The 18,792-nt window shown below is 32.5% G+C and carries 12 protein-coding genes; 7 read left to right on the top strand and 5 right to left on the bottom strand.

The genetic code is table 11. The annotated features are described in order from the left end of the window. Window positions 1–469: 469 nt before the first annotated feature. Window positions 470–844, bottom strand: a complete 375-nt coding sequence (locus LGK97_RS12315; RefSeq protein ID WP_226260072.1) for a desulfoferrodoxin — start codon at window positions 842–844, stop codon at window positions 470–472. Between the two features lie 272 nt (window positions 845–1,116). Here LGK97_RS12315 and LGK97_RS12310 point away from each other — a divergent pair, with 272 nt between their 5' ends. Next, a complete protein-coding gene (locus LGK97_RS12310) occupies window positions 1,117–1,323 on the top strand; it encodes a hypothetical protein (protein ID WP_226260071.1) in 207 nt (68 codons plus the stop codon). A gap of 65 nt (window positions 1,324–1,388) precedes the next feature. Here the strand turns inward: LGK97_RS12310 and LGK97_RS19955 are convergent, their stop codons facing one another. Together LGK97_RS19955 and LGK97_RS12300 are read right to left on the bottom strand one after the other, a co-directional pair. Further along, window positions 1,389–10,019: a GH36-type glycosyl hydrolase domain-containing protein gene (locus LGK97_RS19955; protein WP_226260070.1), complete on the bottom strand. Its 8,631-nt coding sequence runs from the start codon at window positions 10,017–10,019 to the stop codon at window positions 1,389–1,391. A 164-nt stretch (window positions 10,020–10,183) separates the two neighbouring features. After that, on the bottom strand, window positions 10,184–11,485 hold the full coding sequence (locus LGK97_RS12300) for a M18 family aminopeptidase (RefSeq protein ID WP_226260069.1): 1,302 nt from the start codon (window positions 11,483–11,485) through the stop codon (window positions 10,184–10,186). Between the two features lie 229 nt (window positions 11,486–11,714). On the opposite strand from LGK97_RS12300, the gene LGK97_RS12295 reads away from it, so the two are divergent. From LGK97_RS12295 to LGK97_RS12270, 6 genes are all read left to right on the top strand, one after another. Further along, the gene (locus LGK97_RS12295; RefSeq protein ID WP_226260068.1) at window positions 11,715–12,902 is read left to right on the top strand and encodes a cation diffusion facilitator family transporter; all 1,188 of its coding nucleotides are present in this window, start codon (window positions 11,715–11,717) and stop codon (window positions 12,900–12,902) included. Window positions 12,903–13,608: 706 nt separating this feature from the next. After that, the gene (locus LGK97_RS12290; protein WP_226260067.1) at window positions 13,609–14,130 is read left to right on the top strand and encodes a hypothetical protein; all 522 of its coding nucleotides are present in this window, start codon (window positions 13,609–13,611) and stop codon (window positions 14,128–14,130) included. Between the two features lie 61 nt (window positions 14,131–14,191). Next, a complete protein-coding gene (locus tag LGK97_RS12285) occupies window positions 14,192–14,692 on the top strand; it encodes a GNAT family N-acetyltransferase (RefSeq protein ID WP_226260066.1) in 501 nt (166 codons plus the stop codon). Between the two features lie 125 nt (window positions 14,693–14,817). After that, complete coding sequence (locus tag LGK97_RS12280) at window positions 14,818–14,982, top strand: hypothetical protein (RefSeq protein WP_226260065.1); 165 nt, start codon at window positions 14,818–14,820, stop codon at window positions 14,980–14,982. Then, a complete protein-coding gene (locus LGK97_RS12275) occupies window positions 14,969–15,652 on the top strand; it encodes an SGNH/GDSL hydrolase family protein (RefSeq protein ID WP_226260073.1) in 684 nt (227 codons plus the stop codon). Before LGK97_RS12280 ends, LGK97_RS12275 begins: the two co-directional genes overlap by 14 nt. 338 nt (window positions 15,653–15,990) lie before the next feature. Further along, the gene (locus tag LGK97_RS12270; protein ID WP_226260064.1) at window positions 15,991–16,671 is read left to right on the top strand and encodes a DUF5680 domain-containing protein; all 681 of its coding nucleotides are present in this window, start codon (window positions 15,991–15,993) and stop codon (window positions 16,669–16,671) included. A 38-nt stretch (window positions 16,672–16,709) separates the two neighbouring features. Here LGK97_RS12270 and LGK97_RS12265 read toward each other — a convergent pair whose 3' ends face one another. Next, a complete protein-coding gene (locus LGK97_RS12265; protein ID WP_226260063.1) occupies window positions 16,710–17,693 on the bottom strand; it encodes a phosphotransferase enzyme family protein in 984 nt (327 codons plus the stop codon). After that, window positions 17,687–18,778 (bottom strand): ribosome small subunit-dependent GTPase A, encoded by a 1,092-nt coding sequence (gene rsgA / locus LGK97_RS12260; protein ID WP_226260062.1) that lies wholly within the window; start codon window positions 18,776–18,778, stop codon window positions 17,687–17,689. Before rsgA ends, LGK97_RS12265 begins: the two co-directional genes overlap by 7 nt. Window positions 18,779–18,792: the final 14 nt, after the last annotated feature.

The raw sequence follows: 18,792 nt of genomic DNA, 5'->3' as shown, positions 1-18,792 counted from the left end.
TCAGATTCCACGTCACCATGGACACCCTTGTCTTAAGCTATGCACTTGGCACTATTAACCCGTGCTAGGGACTTTCACCCTTTAGATTGCGCCCATGCTGGGCGCACAATACAAAAATCCCTATGGATAAATCCATAGGGCGCATATACACGGTACCACCTAATATTTAGAAGCTATAATAAAGCTTCTACTCAAACAGATACACTACGATATCCTACCTTTGTAACGTAAGGCTTACGTCAAGGACTACTTTACTTCATCCCGAATCTTAGAGACCCATTCAACTTAAACATAATTATCGTAATTTCAATATCTACGACTCTCTTTAAATCTGTTTTTAAGCTTACTTACTTCTCATCAACGATTATAACATTATAAATAATTAAAATATCTTTAAATTATAATATTCCTATTTGCTTAAACTGTCAAGAAAAATTTTAATATTATGCTTGACAGCAAAGTTTAAATATTATGCTTTCCAAAGTCCATGTAAGTTGCAGTATTCGCGTACGAATAATACTTCTTCTTCTAATTTAAATTCTGCTTCTGGTTTTTCACCTGGTTTTAAGTATTTTCTGTACACTTTATTTTCTGTGTGTACTTCAATAAATTCTATATGATGTTCTTCAAGCATTGGATGTTCAACTGCTCCAACCTTAACTCTAATTCCACCTTCTATCTTCTCAATTACAGGAACATGTTTCTCAACTGCTGCATCCTGAGTATTTTCTGTTTTAAGTGTCATTGGTTTTCCACAACAGACTAAAGTTCCTCCAGCGTTATGAACTACCTCAACTATATTGCCACATACATCACATTTGTAAATTTGTCTTAATTCAGTCATTTTATATTCCTCCTTTAAACTTATAACTCAATAAATACTGATTATACTTACTTTAACATATAACAATTATTTATTGATAATTATTATATATATTCTACACTAATTAAAATTTTCCTCTTTTTTATAAAAAATTTTCATTTACACTTATATTGTAAGCAAAGCTAACTGATTATATGCAACTATGATTTTATTTCAATGCACCTAATATGACATTCATTTTTTCTCTACTTTGTGGAACACTATATCATATAAATATAAAGGGAGGCATTCAAATGAATAAAAGACAATTAAAAATGTATGCACCTCATCAAAGAGAGTTCTTAGAGCAAGAACCTAAAGAAATAAGATCTTATTCTAAAACGGATTCCACAAAGTTACCGGACCCAGTAAGTGATCCTATAGTTGCTATGAATATATCCAATGTTGAATTTGATTATACCTACAACGGCGGTGAAGACATTTTAGATACAGAAGATTAATTTTTCTCATTGAACCTAAATAGTTTAAAAATAGATGACATCTTGTTAAGATGCCATCTATTTTTTTAAATTATCACTTCTACTTTATGCTCTCCATCAATAAATGGAACTAACGCTCCGGCGCATTGCTTACCATCAAGCCAAGTACCTTTTTCTCCCTGGCGTTTAACCTCAATAAAATATTTAAAGTTATCTTTTTTATAAGTAATCTCATATCCAGGCCAATCCTCTGGAATACAAGGTTCAATGCTAAAACCCTTTCCCTCCTTTATCCTAAACCCTAATATAGCTTCTATTCCCGCTGTATACATCCATCCTGAGCTTCCTGTATACCAGCTCCAGCCTCCGCGCCCAACATGAGGCTCTTTTCCATAAACGTCTGCAGTCATTACATAAGGTTCTGTTTTAAATCTCTCACAGGAAAGCAAAGTTCTTGTATGGTTAATAGGATTTATCATATTATATAACTTAGCTGCCTTATTGCCCTGTGAAAGTTTGGCAAAGGCAACTATGACCCAACTGGCAGCATGTGTATATTGCCCTCCATTTTCTCTAACTCCAGGTACGTAACCTTTTATATATCCTGGTTCTAAATCAGATTTACTAAAAGGTGGGGTTAAAAGTAGTATCATCCCTTTATCTTCTTTTATTAAATAGTGCTCTAATGACTTCATAGCTTTCTCTGCTCTTTCGCTACTTGCTGCTCCCGATATAACTGCCCAAGATTGGGATAGCGAATCTATCTGGCATTCTTCATTTTGTGATGACCCTAGCGGAGTACCATCATCAAAGTAAGCTCTCCTATACCAATTACCATCCCATGCATTTGCCTCTAGATTCACTCTGATATACTCTCGCATTTCTTTATATTTTTCAAGCTTTTCATCGTCTTTTTTATAAGTACAAGCTTCTAAGAAATCACCTAATATATCATATAAGAACCATCCAAGCCATACACTTTCACCCTTTCCTTGGTTTCCCACAGTGCTCATTCCGTCATTCCAATCCCCGCTTCCCATTAGTGGAATATTATGATCACCAAATTTAAGACTTCTATCTATCGCTTTTATGCAGTGTTCATATATATTGCCTGAATAGTCTGCTCTTCCTGAAATGTTATATCTTTCGTCTTCACCTGGTTGCAATGGCGTATCCATTAGATACTCAACTTCCTCATCAAGAATACCAAGATCACCTGTATTTTTTATATAATACATGGTTACAAAAGGTAGCCATAATAAATCATCTGAGAATCTTGTTCTTATTCCACTATCTACAACAGGATGCCACCAATGTTGAACATCACCTTCGACAAACTGTCTTGAAGCACTATATAAAATTTGCTTCTTAGTCATACTTGGTTCTACAAAGCTTAGAGGCATAACATCTTGAAGCTGGTCCCTAAATCCATATGCTCCGCCAGATTGATAAAATGCAGTTCGTGCCCATATTCTACAAGCTATGGTTTGATACATTAGCCATCCATTAAGCATTAAGTCCATACTCTTATCTGGAGTTTTAACTTGTAAAGTGTGAAGTAGTTTATCCCAATAATCCTTCACTGCTATAAGCTCCTCATTCACTTTTTTAAAGTCTTCAAACTGCTTAATAACGCTCGAAATATTCTCTAAGCTTTCATCTTCACCTAGCATTGCCACTAGTTCAATCTCCATGCCAGGCTCTAGTATAATTTTAGATGTAACTGCAAGGCATGGGTCTAGGCCAGCTCCTACAGTGTTTGAAAGTCTTGTTCTCTTTAATGCTTCAGGACTTTCGATGCTTCCTCCTCTACCTAAAAACTCACTTCTATTACCAGTAAAGCTTTGCTGCTCTCCACCAATCAATTTCAAAAAGGCATTTAACTTTCCAAAATTTTGACTATAAGAATTTGTAGCATATATATATTTATTTTCTTCATCTAAATAAGTAACAATGTGCTGTGCTGTGTGCTCCCGTACAACCCCCATTACAAGTTCTGCATAGTAGGTTATAGAAAGTTCACGGGTTACATCACTGTTATTCTTAAGTTTAATTTTGCAAATCTTAAGATTATGCTCCATAGGTACAAACATGGTTACTTCGCCCATAATTCCAAATGCTTCATGTTTAAAATTTGAATGCCCAAAGCCATGCTCAATTAAGTATTCTCCACCATCCCTTATAGGTTTCGGCGTAATACTCCAAATATTTCCTACTGCCTCATCTCTCAAATATATAGCTTCTGAGCATTCATCACTGACCCAATCATTAGACCAAGTAGTAATTTTGTTTTCTCTGCTGTTTTGATGCCAAGTATAAGCTGATCCAGATTCTGACACATGAAAGCCAAAGTTTCTATTAGAAATTACATTTATCCAAGGTGCGGGGGTATTATTAAAATCTTTAAGTAAAATAGTATAGTTTTCACTTTCTTCATTAAAACCACCTAAATCATTAAAGAATTCTAATGGTTTAAGATTAAACTTTTGAGTTTTAAATGTAAAATTAGCGTCTCTAGTTTCTAATAATGGTTGTTTTTCTACTTTCGCTGCATTGCTTCTAATTTGTGATACTAACATCCCCTTACTAGAATCTATAACAATTCTACCTATAGCTATTAAAAGCTCTATATCGTCATCTCTTATCGTCGCCTTGTTAAGTATGAAAATTCCTCCTGGTTTATTTTCCTTATCTCTTAAGTGGCTACTACCTACTAAATCCTTAATATCTACCTGTAATGGTTGATCATATGAGGTTTTTTGAAGATTTATTATTACCAAATCAACTCTTAATCCTTTTAGACTTAAGTATTCATGAGCATTTAAAAGTTGGCGAACTAAATCCCCATCTTTACTCTCACGTACTATGAGTAGAATTATAGGTAAGTCTCCTGAAATACCATAGCCCCAAAGGGTATATTGTCCCTTCTTCACCTCTCTTATATATTTTTCTCTTTCTTTGAAAGTAGAATTTAAAAATAAGATTTTGGAAGCCATTACTTGATATAAATTTGCTTGAGTAGACTTTATACCTAAATACTTCATATCTACTTGAGTTTGACTCCACGCTAATTCAAAAACCCTATTAACATTGTGAAGTTCGCTATATTTTTTAGCTAGACTTATTACTTCCGCTCTGCTACTAGCTATTGCTGTGGTGAAAGCAATAATGCAGGTTTCACCAGGTTTTATCTTAATTCTCCGTCTTATACTTATTATTGGGTCTAACACCGCTCCCACAGTATTAGATAAAAGAGAGTCCCGCTTCATTGTTATAGGATGTATTAAATTTTCGCCACGTCCTATGAAGTTTGCCCTACTTGTTTCATATTGAACTGTTCCTACAGTAGTTCCTAATATTGCAACAGTCTGCATAACCCAAGGCTGCTTCTTACCTTTAGCTCTAGGTCTTCTTGTTGCTAGGATGCAGCTAGGATTATCTACATACTCAGTCTTTATAAATAGATTTCCAAAGGCTGGGTGCACTATATCAGCATCGTAATGTGCTAAGGTTACTTCTAAATAGCTAGTTATTTCTAAGGTTTTACTTTGGGTTCCATGATTTGTAATAGATAACCTTCTTACCTCTGAGTCATCTTCAGTAGACACAGTTATTTCAGTGCTGGTTGAAATATAGCTGTCACTTCTTTTAAATTCAGCTTTGTCTAAAGAGAAAGTTACCTCGTAGCTATCAGCATCTTTTTTACAAGGCTCATATGCAGCACTAAAATATTCATTACTTTCTATATCTTTGATATACACAAACATTCCAGTATTGTCTTTAGTGACATCTTCTCTCCATCTGTAAATCATAGTTCTATTTCTAGCTGCATACCCTGCTCCACTATTAGAAATCATAAGTGAGTAGCTCCCATTAGAAATTAAATGTGTTTCTGGTGTCTCTGTTTTTGCTGTAGTATATTTTCTAACTACAATCTTTTGTTTTCCCATGGCTGTTTCTGATACAATAAATTTATGTTCCCTATCATATACTACCCTCTTGGAAACTTTCTCTTGAAGTAATAACTCTGTAGCTTTTACCTTTGGTAGTGCATGAAATCTTCTCTGAAGCGTATTATTTAATAATACATTATCTAATGCCATTAAACTCATTCCTAGGTGATGAATCATGAAGCACTTAATAATAGCCTTAGATTCATCTTTACCTATCCTGCTTTTAGTATAATCTACTGCTTCATAAAACCCATAAGTTCCTTCAAGTCCTTCCCTAGCAAGTCTTTTAAGGTTATCAAAAGCTCCTCTAAAATCAGTTTGGAGCGCCATTATTGTAGAATATGGTGAAACAACTAATTCATTTTCAAGACCTCTCTTCAATCCTACTCCAGCTATACCAAATGCTTTGTATTGATAATTTTGGTTTACATCAAAATTGTAAAATGCCGATTCAGATATTCCAAAGGGAACACCTCTTTCACTACAATATTTCTTTTGTGCCTCAGTTACAGATTTATAAGTTTCATCTAGCATTGTGCCCGGATAATTCTTCATTATAAGTAAAGGCATCAAGTATTCGAACATAGTTCCACTCCAAGATACTAATCCCTTACCTTTCCCCATTAGGGTCATAGATCTACCCAGTTTAACCCAATGTTTCTTAGGAACATCTCCTTTTGCTATTGCCATAAAGCTAGCTTGCCTTGACTCAGAAGCTAATAAATCATAATAGCTCCTACCTAAATTATCATTCTCAACATCATACCCAATATTAAATAGTGACCTATCTTCATCATATAGCATTTTAAAATCTGTAGCTTCAACTTTAGCATTTAATCTTTCTTTTAAGCTCTCTATGTTATTTATAGTCATCTTAGATCTTTCTTTTGTGATTTTTAATAGCTCAATAAATCTCTCCAAAGACTTATCCTTCATTGATTTACCACTTAGCATATTTAATATATCAGTAACCTTTTGAGGAATATTACTTAATGTTGTGCTTTCTAATAAACTTCGAAGAGAATTGCTAATCTCCAAATCAAAGTCTTTTTTTAAATCAAAATCAAGCCAAGGAAAAAACTCATTTATTTCTCGTAAAAAACCATCAACATCGTCCCTTAGCTTATTATTCCAATATAACTTCTTTTCTACTTCTATCTTTTCTACTTCTGAAATCTTAGTAGCTAAGTCTTCAAGCATAGATTTAAAGGAGTTAAAGTTCACTTCATTTTTTTCCATATCATAAAGTGCGACTTGATATAATTCCTTCACTCCAAGGGCCTCTTCAATCTCTTTATTAGCTAGTCTCATTGTATCTTGTAGACCTATTCCCTGAATAGTGCCCCATACTGGATTGCTTAAATACTCCTCTAGAGCCTGTGCAATTACCCAAAGGTATCCAACTAAATTCCCACTATCCACAGTAGATACATATCTAGGATAAAGGGGTGCTTTAGTTTTCGTATCATACCAATTGTAAAAGTGCCCTTTATAAGTAGGCATATCTTCCATTGAAGTCATTGTCTTTTCTATTCTATCTACAGTGTCAATGATACCTATATACCCTAAATCATGAGCTATTAAATTTGAGATTAATCCCATGCCCATGTTGGTAGGTGAAGTTCTGTGCGCTACTCCATTAAGTGGATCTTCTTGGTAGTTATCAGGTCCAAGCCAATTATCCTCAGCACTCACGAAATCCTCAAAATACGCCCAAGTCTTTCTGCTTATTCCCCTTAAAAAAATTCTTTCTTCTCTTCCCACTTCAAGGTTTTGTAAGTTATTATCTAGACTTATGATGTACGCAATTAATGGACTTAAAAACCAAAGTATACAAGACGGAATGCTAAGAATACCTATACTCCTACTTGTATTAAAGGCTAGAAATAAAATTAAAAGTGAAATAGCACTTCCAACCCACATGGTAGCTATAAAATCTTTAAGTCTTCTTCCAAGCTTTACCTCTACATCTGCTGCTGATTGCCACTCTAATAAGTTTTTCTTACTTATTAGTAACCTATATAACGTTCTAATTATGGCATCTAACATTAAATATGCTTGAAAAGGTATAAAGCAAAAGATTAAAAATACTTGCTCTATAGCCATCTTGCTATTTTTAATTTTACCCGATAAACTTAATCCCTTTACCTCTGAGACCACAGATTCAGTTACATCAAAAAGTATTGGAGCTAAAAGTGCAACAACGGCTGTAATGAACCACTTATCTGTTCCATCAGGTAGTATTCCCGCCAATGTAAAAATAAGTAATATTGTAATTGAAGGGGCTAATAAACTCCTTCTTAGGTTATCCAATATCTTCCACTTGGATATTTTATTTAAAGGCGAAGATTTTTTAAGCCAATGTAACAGTTGCCAATCCCCTCTAGTCCATCTATGTAATCTCATAGCACTAGAGTTGTAATAGGCTGGGTATCCATCAATAAATTCCACATCTGTAACTAAGGCAGTCCTAACATATGACCCCTCCAGCAAATCGTGACTTAATACTGAATCTTCAGGTATCTCATCTTTTAGCATATAATTAAAGGTATCTACATCGTAAATTCCCTTCCCAGTAAAAATCCCCTCTCCAAATAAATCCTGATAAACATCAGAAATAGCTGTAGTATAGATATCTATACCCGTTTCACCAGAAAATATCTTTGAAAACAAAGTTTTATTGGCACTAAGTATAGACACTCCGACACTTGGTTGCATTAATCCATATCCCCTAGTTACACTCTTTTTGCTAGGATTTATAACAGGAGTATTTAATGGGTGAGCCATAGCCCCTATTAGTTTTTTTGCAGCATCTCTTGGAAGTTTTGTATCTGCATCAAGTGTTATAACGTACTTCACATGGGTAAGGGTTTGCGCATCCGTGCTCATTACGTTGTAGCTAGTATTTGTACTCCCTCGTAAAAACTCATTAAACTCCATAAGTTTCCCACGTTTTCTTTCCCATCCAATCCATTTGCCCTCTTTTTTGTTGTGCTGCCTATATCTATTTAAAAAGAAAAATATTTTTTTTCCATCTCTACAATACTTTTTATTTAAAGCCTCTATGGCCGAAATACCCGCACTTACCACTTCTTTATCTTGTTCATCCTCTTTACTATCACTATCTTTAAAATCTCCAAGCAATGCAAAAAACAAATTTTTCTGGGCATTAGCAAGATAATGTATCTCCAGATCATGAATTAGCTCTTTTACTCGAGACTCATCATTTAATAGAGTTGAAATTACTACGACTGTGCTATACTTCTCTGGTATTACTTCCTTAAAATCCATTTTAGGAATAAAGGATGGAGTTCCTAAAATATTTACACTCCAGTTAAAAATTGATATTACTATTTCACTACAGGGAACTAATATAACAATTATAGCTACAACATATCTCCATAGTACTTTGTCATTATCATTTAATAAGCTAATCACAATAAATAAACCGACTATCAACATTGTAAATGTTATAATGGTGCCTATATAAAGGTTTTCTCTACTCTCTTTTTTACTGTTTATGAAGTCCTTAATGCCAGCATTCTTATATCCTATCTTTTCCTTTAGTTTATGAACTCCATCATCTATCAAGTAATAGCCTACATGCTGCTTATACGTATTTATCTCTGTGACTTCACCATCACTGCAACATTCAATAGCCTTTTTTGCAATATATGATTCTGGAAGCTTTGTATGTTTAGATATCTTTTCTATTTCATGTCTATAATAATCTCTAGACTTAAAATCCATTTCGCCATAAATACAAGAAGGGTCTTCCCTCAAAATACCCTCTACTGAGCTTAGTTTTTCAAAATAGTTTCTCCAATTTAAACCTTCCATGACCCTTATACTATTAATAGAATTCCCCATAGATATTTGAAGACTTGCTTCAACTTGGTGTTCTAATGATATAATCTTTTCCGCACTAGTTTCCTGTGCCCCAAGTTTTTCATCTATAAAATTGTAAACTTCTTTAGAATCAATACCATTGTCCCTTAATATTTTTAATAGTCTTTCTGTAAAGTGGGAATTAAATGTTAACTCTTCATTATTTAATAAGGATATCTCTGTTACTATTTTACTTTCATTAAAAGCATTAATTAGCCTCTCTGCGACTAATTCTGCTTTTTCTTTATATTGTTTCGCTTCTACAATTTTTTCAGTTACCTTCCCAATGTTTTGAATTAAAGCTATTCGTAACATTATAGGTATAGCCCAAAGTTCACCTGAGGTTAGCAAAGTATTCTTTTGATATGCTCTTATAAAGCTTAAAATAACTCCTTCGTCCATCCTACCATCAGTATGAGATACTATTTCAATGGCAATATGATAAACTCTTGGATAACCCTTCATAAACCCTATGTCTATGGTTGGTAGGTCTTTGTAATATGCTTTTGGCATGTCTTGTTTTATACTTTTATACTCTTTTTCTACTAAGTAAATGTTATCTAAAAGCCATTCCGCCGCAGGTAATATCTCCTTTCTATCTACTCCTTCCTTGTCTATGTCTTCATAGCCCTTTAAAATATCTTCATAGCTTCTGTCTAAGCTATTGATAAGCTTTTTCTTGCAATTGCTATTTCTTATATCAGAGTAATGATGTGCTATTTCAAAGGCATGTTTCTCTAAATCCTCTCTATTCACATTTATGGTTGGAATATCTTTTAGTAGATTTTCCTCTTCATAATAATTTGAATTTCTTTTAACCACTATGCAAATTAAAATACCTATTACCACTATTGCCCCTAATGTAACATATGGCACTATAACCACCCTTTCAACGCTTTTTTGTTATAAAATTTATTTTCATGCGCCTAACTCAAACTATTATCTCCAACAAAGTCTTTAATTATTAGTAAAAATACAAAAAGAACTCACAACGAAATATTGTGAGTTCCTTTTGCTTACAGCTTCTTATTTTACTTAAACTAAATTTTATAAAATTCCTCAAAGGATTTTGTAACATAAGTATGATCTAAAACCCCGCCTAGCTCTCTTATTGAATGCATTGCAAGAGTTGGGCTTCCCATATCTACTGAGCGTATATCTAGATGAGTTGAAGATATAGGTCCTATAGTTGATCCACCCCGTACATCAGAACGATTAACAAACTTTTGCACTGGCACTCCTGCTTTTTCACAAACCAGCTCGTAAACCGTACTGGAATTGCTGTCTGTTGTATAGCTTTGATTAGCATTAATTTTTATAACTGGCCCTTTGTTCATATAAGGTTTATTTGTTGGGTCATGCTTTTCTGGGCTGTTAGGGTGAACAGCATGGGCATTATCTGCAGATATTATAAAGGATTTTGAGATAGCTCTCAAAAATTCCTCTCTATTTTTACCTAGAGATATTGTAATGCGCTCTAATATATTAACCAACATATTTGAGTCAGCACCTTGCTTTGTTGAGCTTCCTACTTCTTCATTATCAAAACAAACCATTACATTTGTTGCCTCTACGGCAGAAGTTCTAGTTAGCGCTCTTATTCCCGCATGTACCATAGCTAAATCATCTAATCTTGAACTTGAAATGAATTCATTATTGAGGCCAATAATTGATCCTTTTTCATATTCATATAAAAATAAATCAAAATCTATAATTTGTTTAAGTTCTACTGATAACTCTTTTGCAATGGCACTCATGAGATAATTATCTTTCTCTAATTCCTCATTAACCATTGAAAGTAGTGGTAATGTATCCTTTTGCTTATTTAATTCAAATCCAGTATTCGCTTCTCTATTCATGTGAATAGCTACGTTAGGAATTATCATTATAGGTTTATTAATATTAACTAGTCTAGTTTCTGGGTATAAAATATTTTCACTTTTTAAAGTTACTCTTCCAGCTATTGATAGTGGTCTATCCATCCAAGTATTTAGAATCGGTCCACCATAAACCTCTGTGTTTAATCTTACATATGTACTTTCTACTACTATTTCTGGACGCGGCTTAATTCTAAAACTAGGCGAATCTGTATGAGCTCCAATAATCTTAAAGCCTTTTTCCTCTATTTCGCCATTTCCAACAACAAAGGCTGTTATTGCAGAGTCATTTTTTGTTACAAAGTACTTTCCACCTTTTTCAAGATTCCACTTTTGTTCTTCTCTAATTTCTACAAAGCCTTCTTTGCATAAATCTTCTTTAACCTTTGCTACAGCATGAAAAGCTGTTGGACTATCATAAATATAATCAATAAGATCTTGAGCAAATTCTAATTCTTTATTCATATATATTCCCCCAATTCATATAATTTATTTTAAGGTGCCTTAATCAAACACCTTTCCTATGCACTTACTAGTATAACAAAAATTCTGTCAATATTTCTATAAAATTAAAATAAATCTTATCTTTTGGACAATATTTCTCTAAAATCTAAATGAATGTTATAATTAAGTTGTTAAATATATGTTTAAAATTCAATATTTAAATTATACTATACAATCAGAGGTGGAAAATATGATATCAAAGTTTTTAGTTTTAAAATTTATAAAAAATTCAGAGGATGTTAACAATAAAAAAGTAAGAGATGCCTATGGTTACTTAGGTGGCATAGTTGGAATTATAGTAAACCTAATTCTTTTCGCTACAAAATTAATTGTAGGAATAGTATTAAACAGTATAGCAGTTACCGCAGATGCCTTTAATAATCTTTCAGATGTTGCTTCTTCAGTTATTACAATTCTAGGCTTTAAACTAGCTGGTAAACCTGCAGATAAAGAGCATCCTTTTGGTCACGGAAGGCTTGAGTATATTTCTGGACTTATTGTTGCCTTTTTAGTAATGCTAGTAGGTTTTGAGTTTATTAAAACCTCATTTGATAGAATAATTCATCCTTCAAAGGTAGTCTTTAATCTTATACCCTTTGTATTAATATTGATTTCTATAGGCGTCAAAGTTTGGATTAGCAGATTTAACAAGTTCATGGGTAAGGCAATAAATTCTTCCGCGCTTCAAGCTTCTTCCTTTGATGCCTTGAGCGACGTAGTTAGTTCAAGTTGTGTTGCACTATCACTAATCTTATCCAAATGGATTGACTTCCCAATAGATGGTTATATTGGAGTATTGGTTTCCTTTTTTATAATGTATGCTGGATATTCACTTATTAAGGACACTTTAAATCCCTTGCTTGGTGAGGCTCCTGACCATGAATTAGTTAAAGGACTTCAAGAAAAATTATTATCTTATGACCATATTACTGGCGCCCACGATTTAGTTATCCATAACTATGGCCCTAGTAGACGCATGGGTTCCGTCCATGCAGAAGTTCCCTGTGATATTTCTATAGTTAAAATCCATGAAATTATCGACAAAGCCGAAAAAGAGATTTCTGAGGAATTCGATCTTCATCTAGTTATTCACATGGATCCTATAAATACAGATGACGAAGAGGTTAATGAATCTAGGCTAGATCTTTTAAATGTATTGGAGTATTTTCCTGTAATAAAATCAATTCATGACTTTAGGATTGTGGGTGAAGGTGACTATAAGAACTTGATTTTTGATGCAGTAATTGACTTTAATCCAAACTTTACAGAACATGATGAAACTAAACTAGAAGAAGATATCAATAAAGAACTTAAAAAGTGTTGCCCTAATTATAATGCTTTAATGACAATAGATAGAGATTATTTAGGGGTGCAATAGATGTAAAATCATCGTAGCTTATTTTGAACTAAAACTTTTTTCTTAGATTATGCTTTAACTAAAAGTATATGTTGCGGGAATGCTTTCACTGCGCCTAGGAATTCTAAAATTTATTTTATTTATAGTTGCTAAAAAATACAAACTCGCTGACGCTCAAACATGTATTTTTCTAAACGCAACTCTAAATAAAATAAATTAAGAATTACTAAGGCTTGTTCAAATGCATTCTACGCAACATATACTTTTGTTAGCATAATCTAAGAAAAAAGAGTTTGTTTCAGAAAATCTGTATTGTGTTTTTTTAGTAGTGTTATATCTATAACTAAGAACGATATAACAGTGGAAAGACAATGGCGTTAATTTGTCAAAAGACATTAAATCATCACCTGCGGTGCTGCAATATTAACAACTTTGGAAGCAGATTTAGACTGCCACCAAAGTAACTTTTCTGGGTTAGGCAACTGCCACTTATAGAAGATGGAAGACTTGAAGCTTCCAAAATGTTGTTAAAACCAAGTCAGTATATAGCAAATTATATGAAAAAACATATGATATTGGACATGCATGCTAACAGGAAATAAACGAATGCATATTTCCGAATAAAATGGTATATTCATTTTCGGTTCTCAATTTACTGTAATAATGTTATAATAAGGTAAGTCTATTGTTCTATAATCGTTAAAAAATATGTTATGGAGGGTTGTATATGATAATATTTAAGGATAAAAAAATAAAGAATATCATAGTTATCTGCATTACGCTAATATCCCTATTGGAGTTGTACTTTGCATACAAAGTACAAAAGGAGTATACAGGAATTTATGAGGTTGGAATTTTTATTCTATTTATATTTCAACCATTTTGGTATAAATCATTATTTAGAGATCAAGAAACTTATTTGAAATTAAGAGTTATCGCAATTGTATTAATATCATTAATTTTACCTTTAATAATCTACTTTACTTTACCAACGTATACATACAATGAAGGAAAACAGATTGTTAAAGAATATGTACAGTCAAGTGGGAATCTTATATTTATTGATATTTCTAAAGATAAAGATACTGTACCTTTAACAGCTAACCCTAAACGATTATTTGTATCCGATAGAGCATATTATTATGGAATTAAATCAACCTTTAATAATAAATATTTTATGGTTAATCCACTAACAGGTAAAGTAATACAATTATCAGAAGATTATTGGGAGTTTAAAGATAACAAGTGATTGATAAACCATATTCTTAAGTTACGACATAGTAATATCAGATGAAGGAGTAGCAACTAAAATGACTTTTAAACAGAGTATTCAGCCACAAATTATTCCCATAGATGAAAATTTGAGATTAAGAAATCCAGATAAAATCGAATGGAAAACCGCATTGCCTTGGTATCAAAATCCCAAAGTATTACTCTACTCCGAAGGTGTTACTGATAAGGTCTATGATATGGATATCATTAATAGGATGTACAAATACTTAAACAGTATTGGGGAATTGTATTTTATTGAAATATTCCAAGGTAAAATTTGGAAATCAATCGGTGATGTAACATTAGCTGAAAAAAATATGCCTATAGCAATTGGATATGAAGAATACTGGGGTAGAGGAATTGGAAAGAAAGTTATCGGTAAACTTATAGAAAGAGCAAAATCAATTGGATTAAGTAAAATCTATATACCAGAAATTTATTTATATAATAATCGTTCACAAAATTTATTTATTTCTATGGGGTTTATTGAAGTAAATAAAAATAATATTGAAAAATCTTATGAATTAAATTTATTATAAAATATCTACAATAAATTTAATTCATAGGATTCTAGGACATTTTCATATATTCTGTCTTAATAATAATTTATTCTATATTATACTAGGTATTATAAGGAGTTCCTGAATATTGGATAGCTTCTCCAATGTCTAAGAAAGTATATGTATATACTTTAGAAAATAATAGATATGAGCTAACCTGGGAATATAACTTTTTAGAAGAAGAAATAAAGTCGATCAGATTTAAGGATTTAACATTAGATATAAAAAATATAGAGCTATTTGAAAGTGAAGAAGATGATGATATTTAAAGATATATTAGCAAAAGGCATAAAAATTAAGATTATAGGCGATAGTGTTGCCGCGGGTGCTGGTAGTTCTATGAGTTATAAGACTGATGAACTGATATTTGAGGATGAGGGAACAAGATTTTTTAGAAGAATGGCACCAAATAGTTGGTGGGGTTTATTTGAGCAATATTTACATAATAATTATATAACATGTACTGTTGAAAATAGAGGATGTGGGGGAGCCTTTTCCTTTCAGATAAATAAGTACCTTGATACACTAATATCAAATGATGATAGCTTTGTATTTCTTTTATTTGGATTGAATGACCGTAAACGCAGCAATGGTATGGAAGAATTTAAGACTAATTGTGAATGTGTTATTGATCAATTGATTAGCAAAGGCAAAACTGTGGTTTTATTAACCCCAACACCATCCGCTTATAGTAATGAGTATTATCCAAACAGGATTTATCATACCGATGAAGTTGTTGCTATTTTACGTGATATTTCAGATAGCAAGAAAATTCTATTAGTAGATAATTATAAGTATATAACGGAACATCTTGCAAAAAATAAATTAGTAATTGATGATATTATTTATGGTGACGGATGCATAAATGATGGTTTGCACCCATCAGACTATGTTCAGAAATTGATATTTCAAAACTTAATTGAAACACTTGAAATATAATTATAATTCCAATATAAGGCGTGTACCTGACCCCATGTTCGTACTTAGAACATTCATTTTAGGGCTATTGGATTTTAACTAAATAAGACAATAAGAAGAGGTGCTACCTTTTGCAGGATGGAGCATCTTTTTCTTTGCTTTTAATTTCAATATAACGACCAATAAATTTAATTGAAATGCTTAAATAATAGATGAAAAGATTATGTTTTAAAACTAATCTAATAGTATAGCTAGTAACAATGATTTTTGTATAGCAACTGACAGTTGTCATATTTGTTATCATTAATTGATAGAAATGGGATAATTTTTTATGTATCATATAAATAGGGGTGATGAAAATGAAATTTCAAGATAAATTACAAACATTAAGAAAACAAAGTGGAATGTCTCAGGAAAAGTTAGCAGAAAAAATCGGAATATCAAGACAATCAGTTGCTAAATGGGAACTAGGACAGTCATATCCTGACGTTGATAAAATAATTATTTTAAGTGATTTATTCAAAATAAGTATTGATAAACTTGTCAGAAATTATGATGATGAAAATTGCTCATGTGAATGCACAAAGGATCTGCAGTACATAAATAAAAAAGAATTAGACTTCCTACGTCGTGCAAAAAAAATCACTTATGCAGGTAAAGGAACAGAGACTACTTCATCTAGGCCTAGCTCACATGATTTGCACTATGTAGAAGATAATTTAAAGTATATTGACACCTACTTAGGTGGGGAAAAATTTGCAGGCGAAGAAGCAGTGTGGTGTGATGATTCCCCCTTTTGGTCCATGAATTATATTGGTCGTATTATTGCTGATGGTTTTTCTGGGGATTTCTTAAGAGAATGTCTATTATTAGCACCAATGGAGTCTCCTTATCGTGGACCCCTTGTATATCAAAATGGTGATTATAAGTATCATTGCATAGTAAATGGAGAATTTGAGTGGTTTAATGGTTATGAAGAAATATTCTGTAATGATATTAAAGTGTATGAATGCATTTTTCATGGTGGTTGTATTAAATAGCAATTAAGGCATGGGGCCAAACCCCATGCCTTATATTTTTAAATTGGATTTGCAAATGTAGCCTTTCTATTGTTTAATACACCCTCAAAGCGAATTCTTAAGTCTACCATCCATTCTGGTTCATTATCCCATCTTTCTTCTATAGATTGAAGTAGACGAACATATCCATATAAATTAGCATATCTTTTGAAGACAGGTAACAGTGTAAGCATATCATCAGAAATATTATATTCACCGCGATAACCCTTGATAAACTGATTTACTGAAGATTCTATTTGCCCTTTTGGCAGCTCCTCCTTGAGACTATCTAATGATTGCCCTATATCCATTGCGTACCAATGATATGTGGAATCATCAAAATCTATAGGGTTATATGCTTTTGAAGATTCATCATAAAATACATTATCAAGTTCAAAATCATAGTGGATAAGACCAAAGTTCTCCTTTGTAGCAGATAATTTGAGAAAATAATCTTTAAGTATGCGTAGTTCTTCTTTAGCCGCAATTTCCTCTGGAAAACCCTGTAATACAACCTCTATCCAGTCCATTGTTTCCTTCCAGTCCATACGTCTTTCTTTTAATGGTGTATATTCACTACTTAGCCTATGCAATCTCCCTAGGGATTCACCTAAGCCAAAAATAATGTCATCTGTTAACGGTACTTCACTTAGTTGTTTACCTGACACTTTTTTAAATGCAACTGCATAATAAACTCCCCAAGGTGTATTTACAACTTCAAGTTCATTACCAGCTTTAGATAATATGGTCTCCACTGCCGGATAGCCACAATTCCGTAAATATGTTAAAAACTCAAGTTCTGCAAGTATTTTCTCCATAGACTTTTCTTCGGCAGCTACAAATCTAAGAAAAAAAGTATTCCCTTGGTTTTTACACCAGTAAACTGCATTTGATGAAATTCTAAAATAGTTTAGTAAATCAGAATCCTTATTATCATTCTCCCAATTATTAAGTATCATATGGGCTAAATCTTTATTATTAAATAGATATTTTAATTTTAGCATTCAACATAACCTCTTTTCTTATTTTGTTTGTTTATTTTATTTGCTCTACTGTTTTCATAGGATTTCCTAGTATTTTTTAGAGTTTTCAATTCTTTCAATTGACTTTTATAACTATTGAATCTTTCAATTGTTAATTTGCCATCTTCAATAGCTGCTTTAATTGCACAGTAAGCTTCTTTTTCATGGGTACAATCCCTGAATTTACATTGGCATGTTAAAGAATAAATATCTTCAAATGCTTCAGAAAGTATATCTTCATCAGCCCATAGCTGCAATTCCCTAATACCTGGAGTATCTATAATTGTGCAGCCTGAGCTATGCTGTAAAAGTTGAGATCCCGTTGTAGTGTGCCTACCTTTTCCATTAGAACTACTTATAGTATTAGTTTTTTGCATTTCATCATCAAAAATATAATTTATAACTGTAGACTTACCTACTCCAGATGATCCCAGAAATACTATTGTTTCATTGCAACATAAAAATTTTTCAAAAACATCCATGTTAATATTATTTAATACACTTATTGCATAAACATCTATACCCTTAGCAATGTTATGTATTTTTTCTATATAATCAGGTATATTGTCACAAAGGTCACATTTATTTAGTAATATTACTGGGTTTGCTCCACTACTACGAACTAAAGTAATATACCTTTCAATTCTACCTATATTAAAATTATCATCTAGACCCATTACAATAAATGCAGTATCTATATTTGAACCTATAATTTGCTCTTCTATATTCCCACCAATAAGTATACCGTTTTTCATTTTTCTTCCACCTGATATAGCAAGTTTGCGGGCAAAGTAACTCTTCCTTGGTAAGACAGCGTATATAACAGCCTCAGTATCATTAAGCATTTTAATTGCTACCCAGTCACCAACTGAAGGATAATCTTTTTTTACATCTGCATTGTACAGAAACTTACCACTTAACTTACCAATAAAATCTCCTTTTTCAGAACATACAATATAATTGCCTTTGTGCTGAGTTATGACTCTTGCGGCGCAAAAGCCTTTGCCCGAATATGGCTCAAAATTCCTTTGAAAAAATGTGTTCCATCCTAACTTTTCTAAACTCATAATGTCCCCTTCTC

It is taken from the genome of Clostridium sp. CS001 (assembly GCF_020443565.1).
Lineage (GTDB): Bacteria > Bacillota > Clostridia > Clostridiales > Clostridiaceae > Clostridium_AD.
This window is presented reverse-complemented; position numbering and strand designations above follow the sequence as displayed.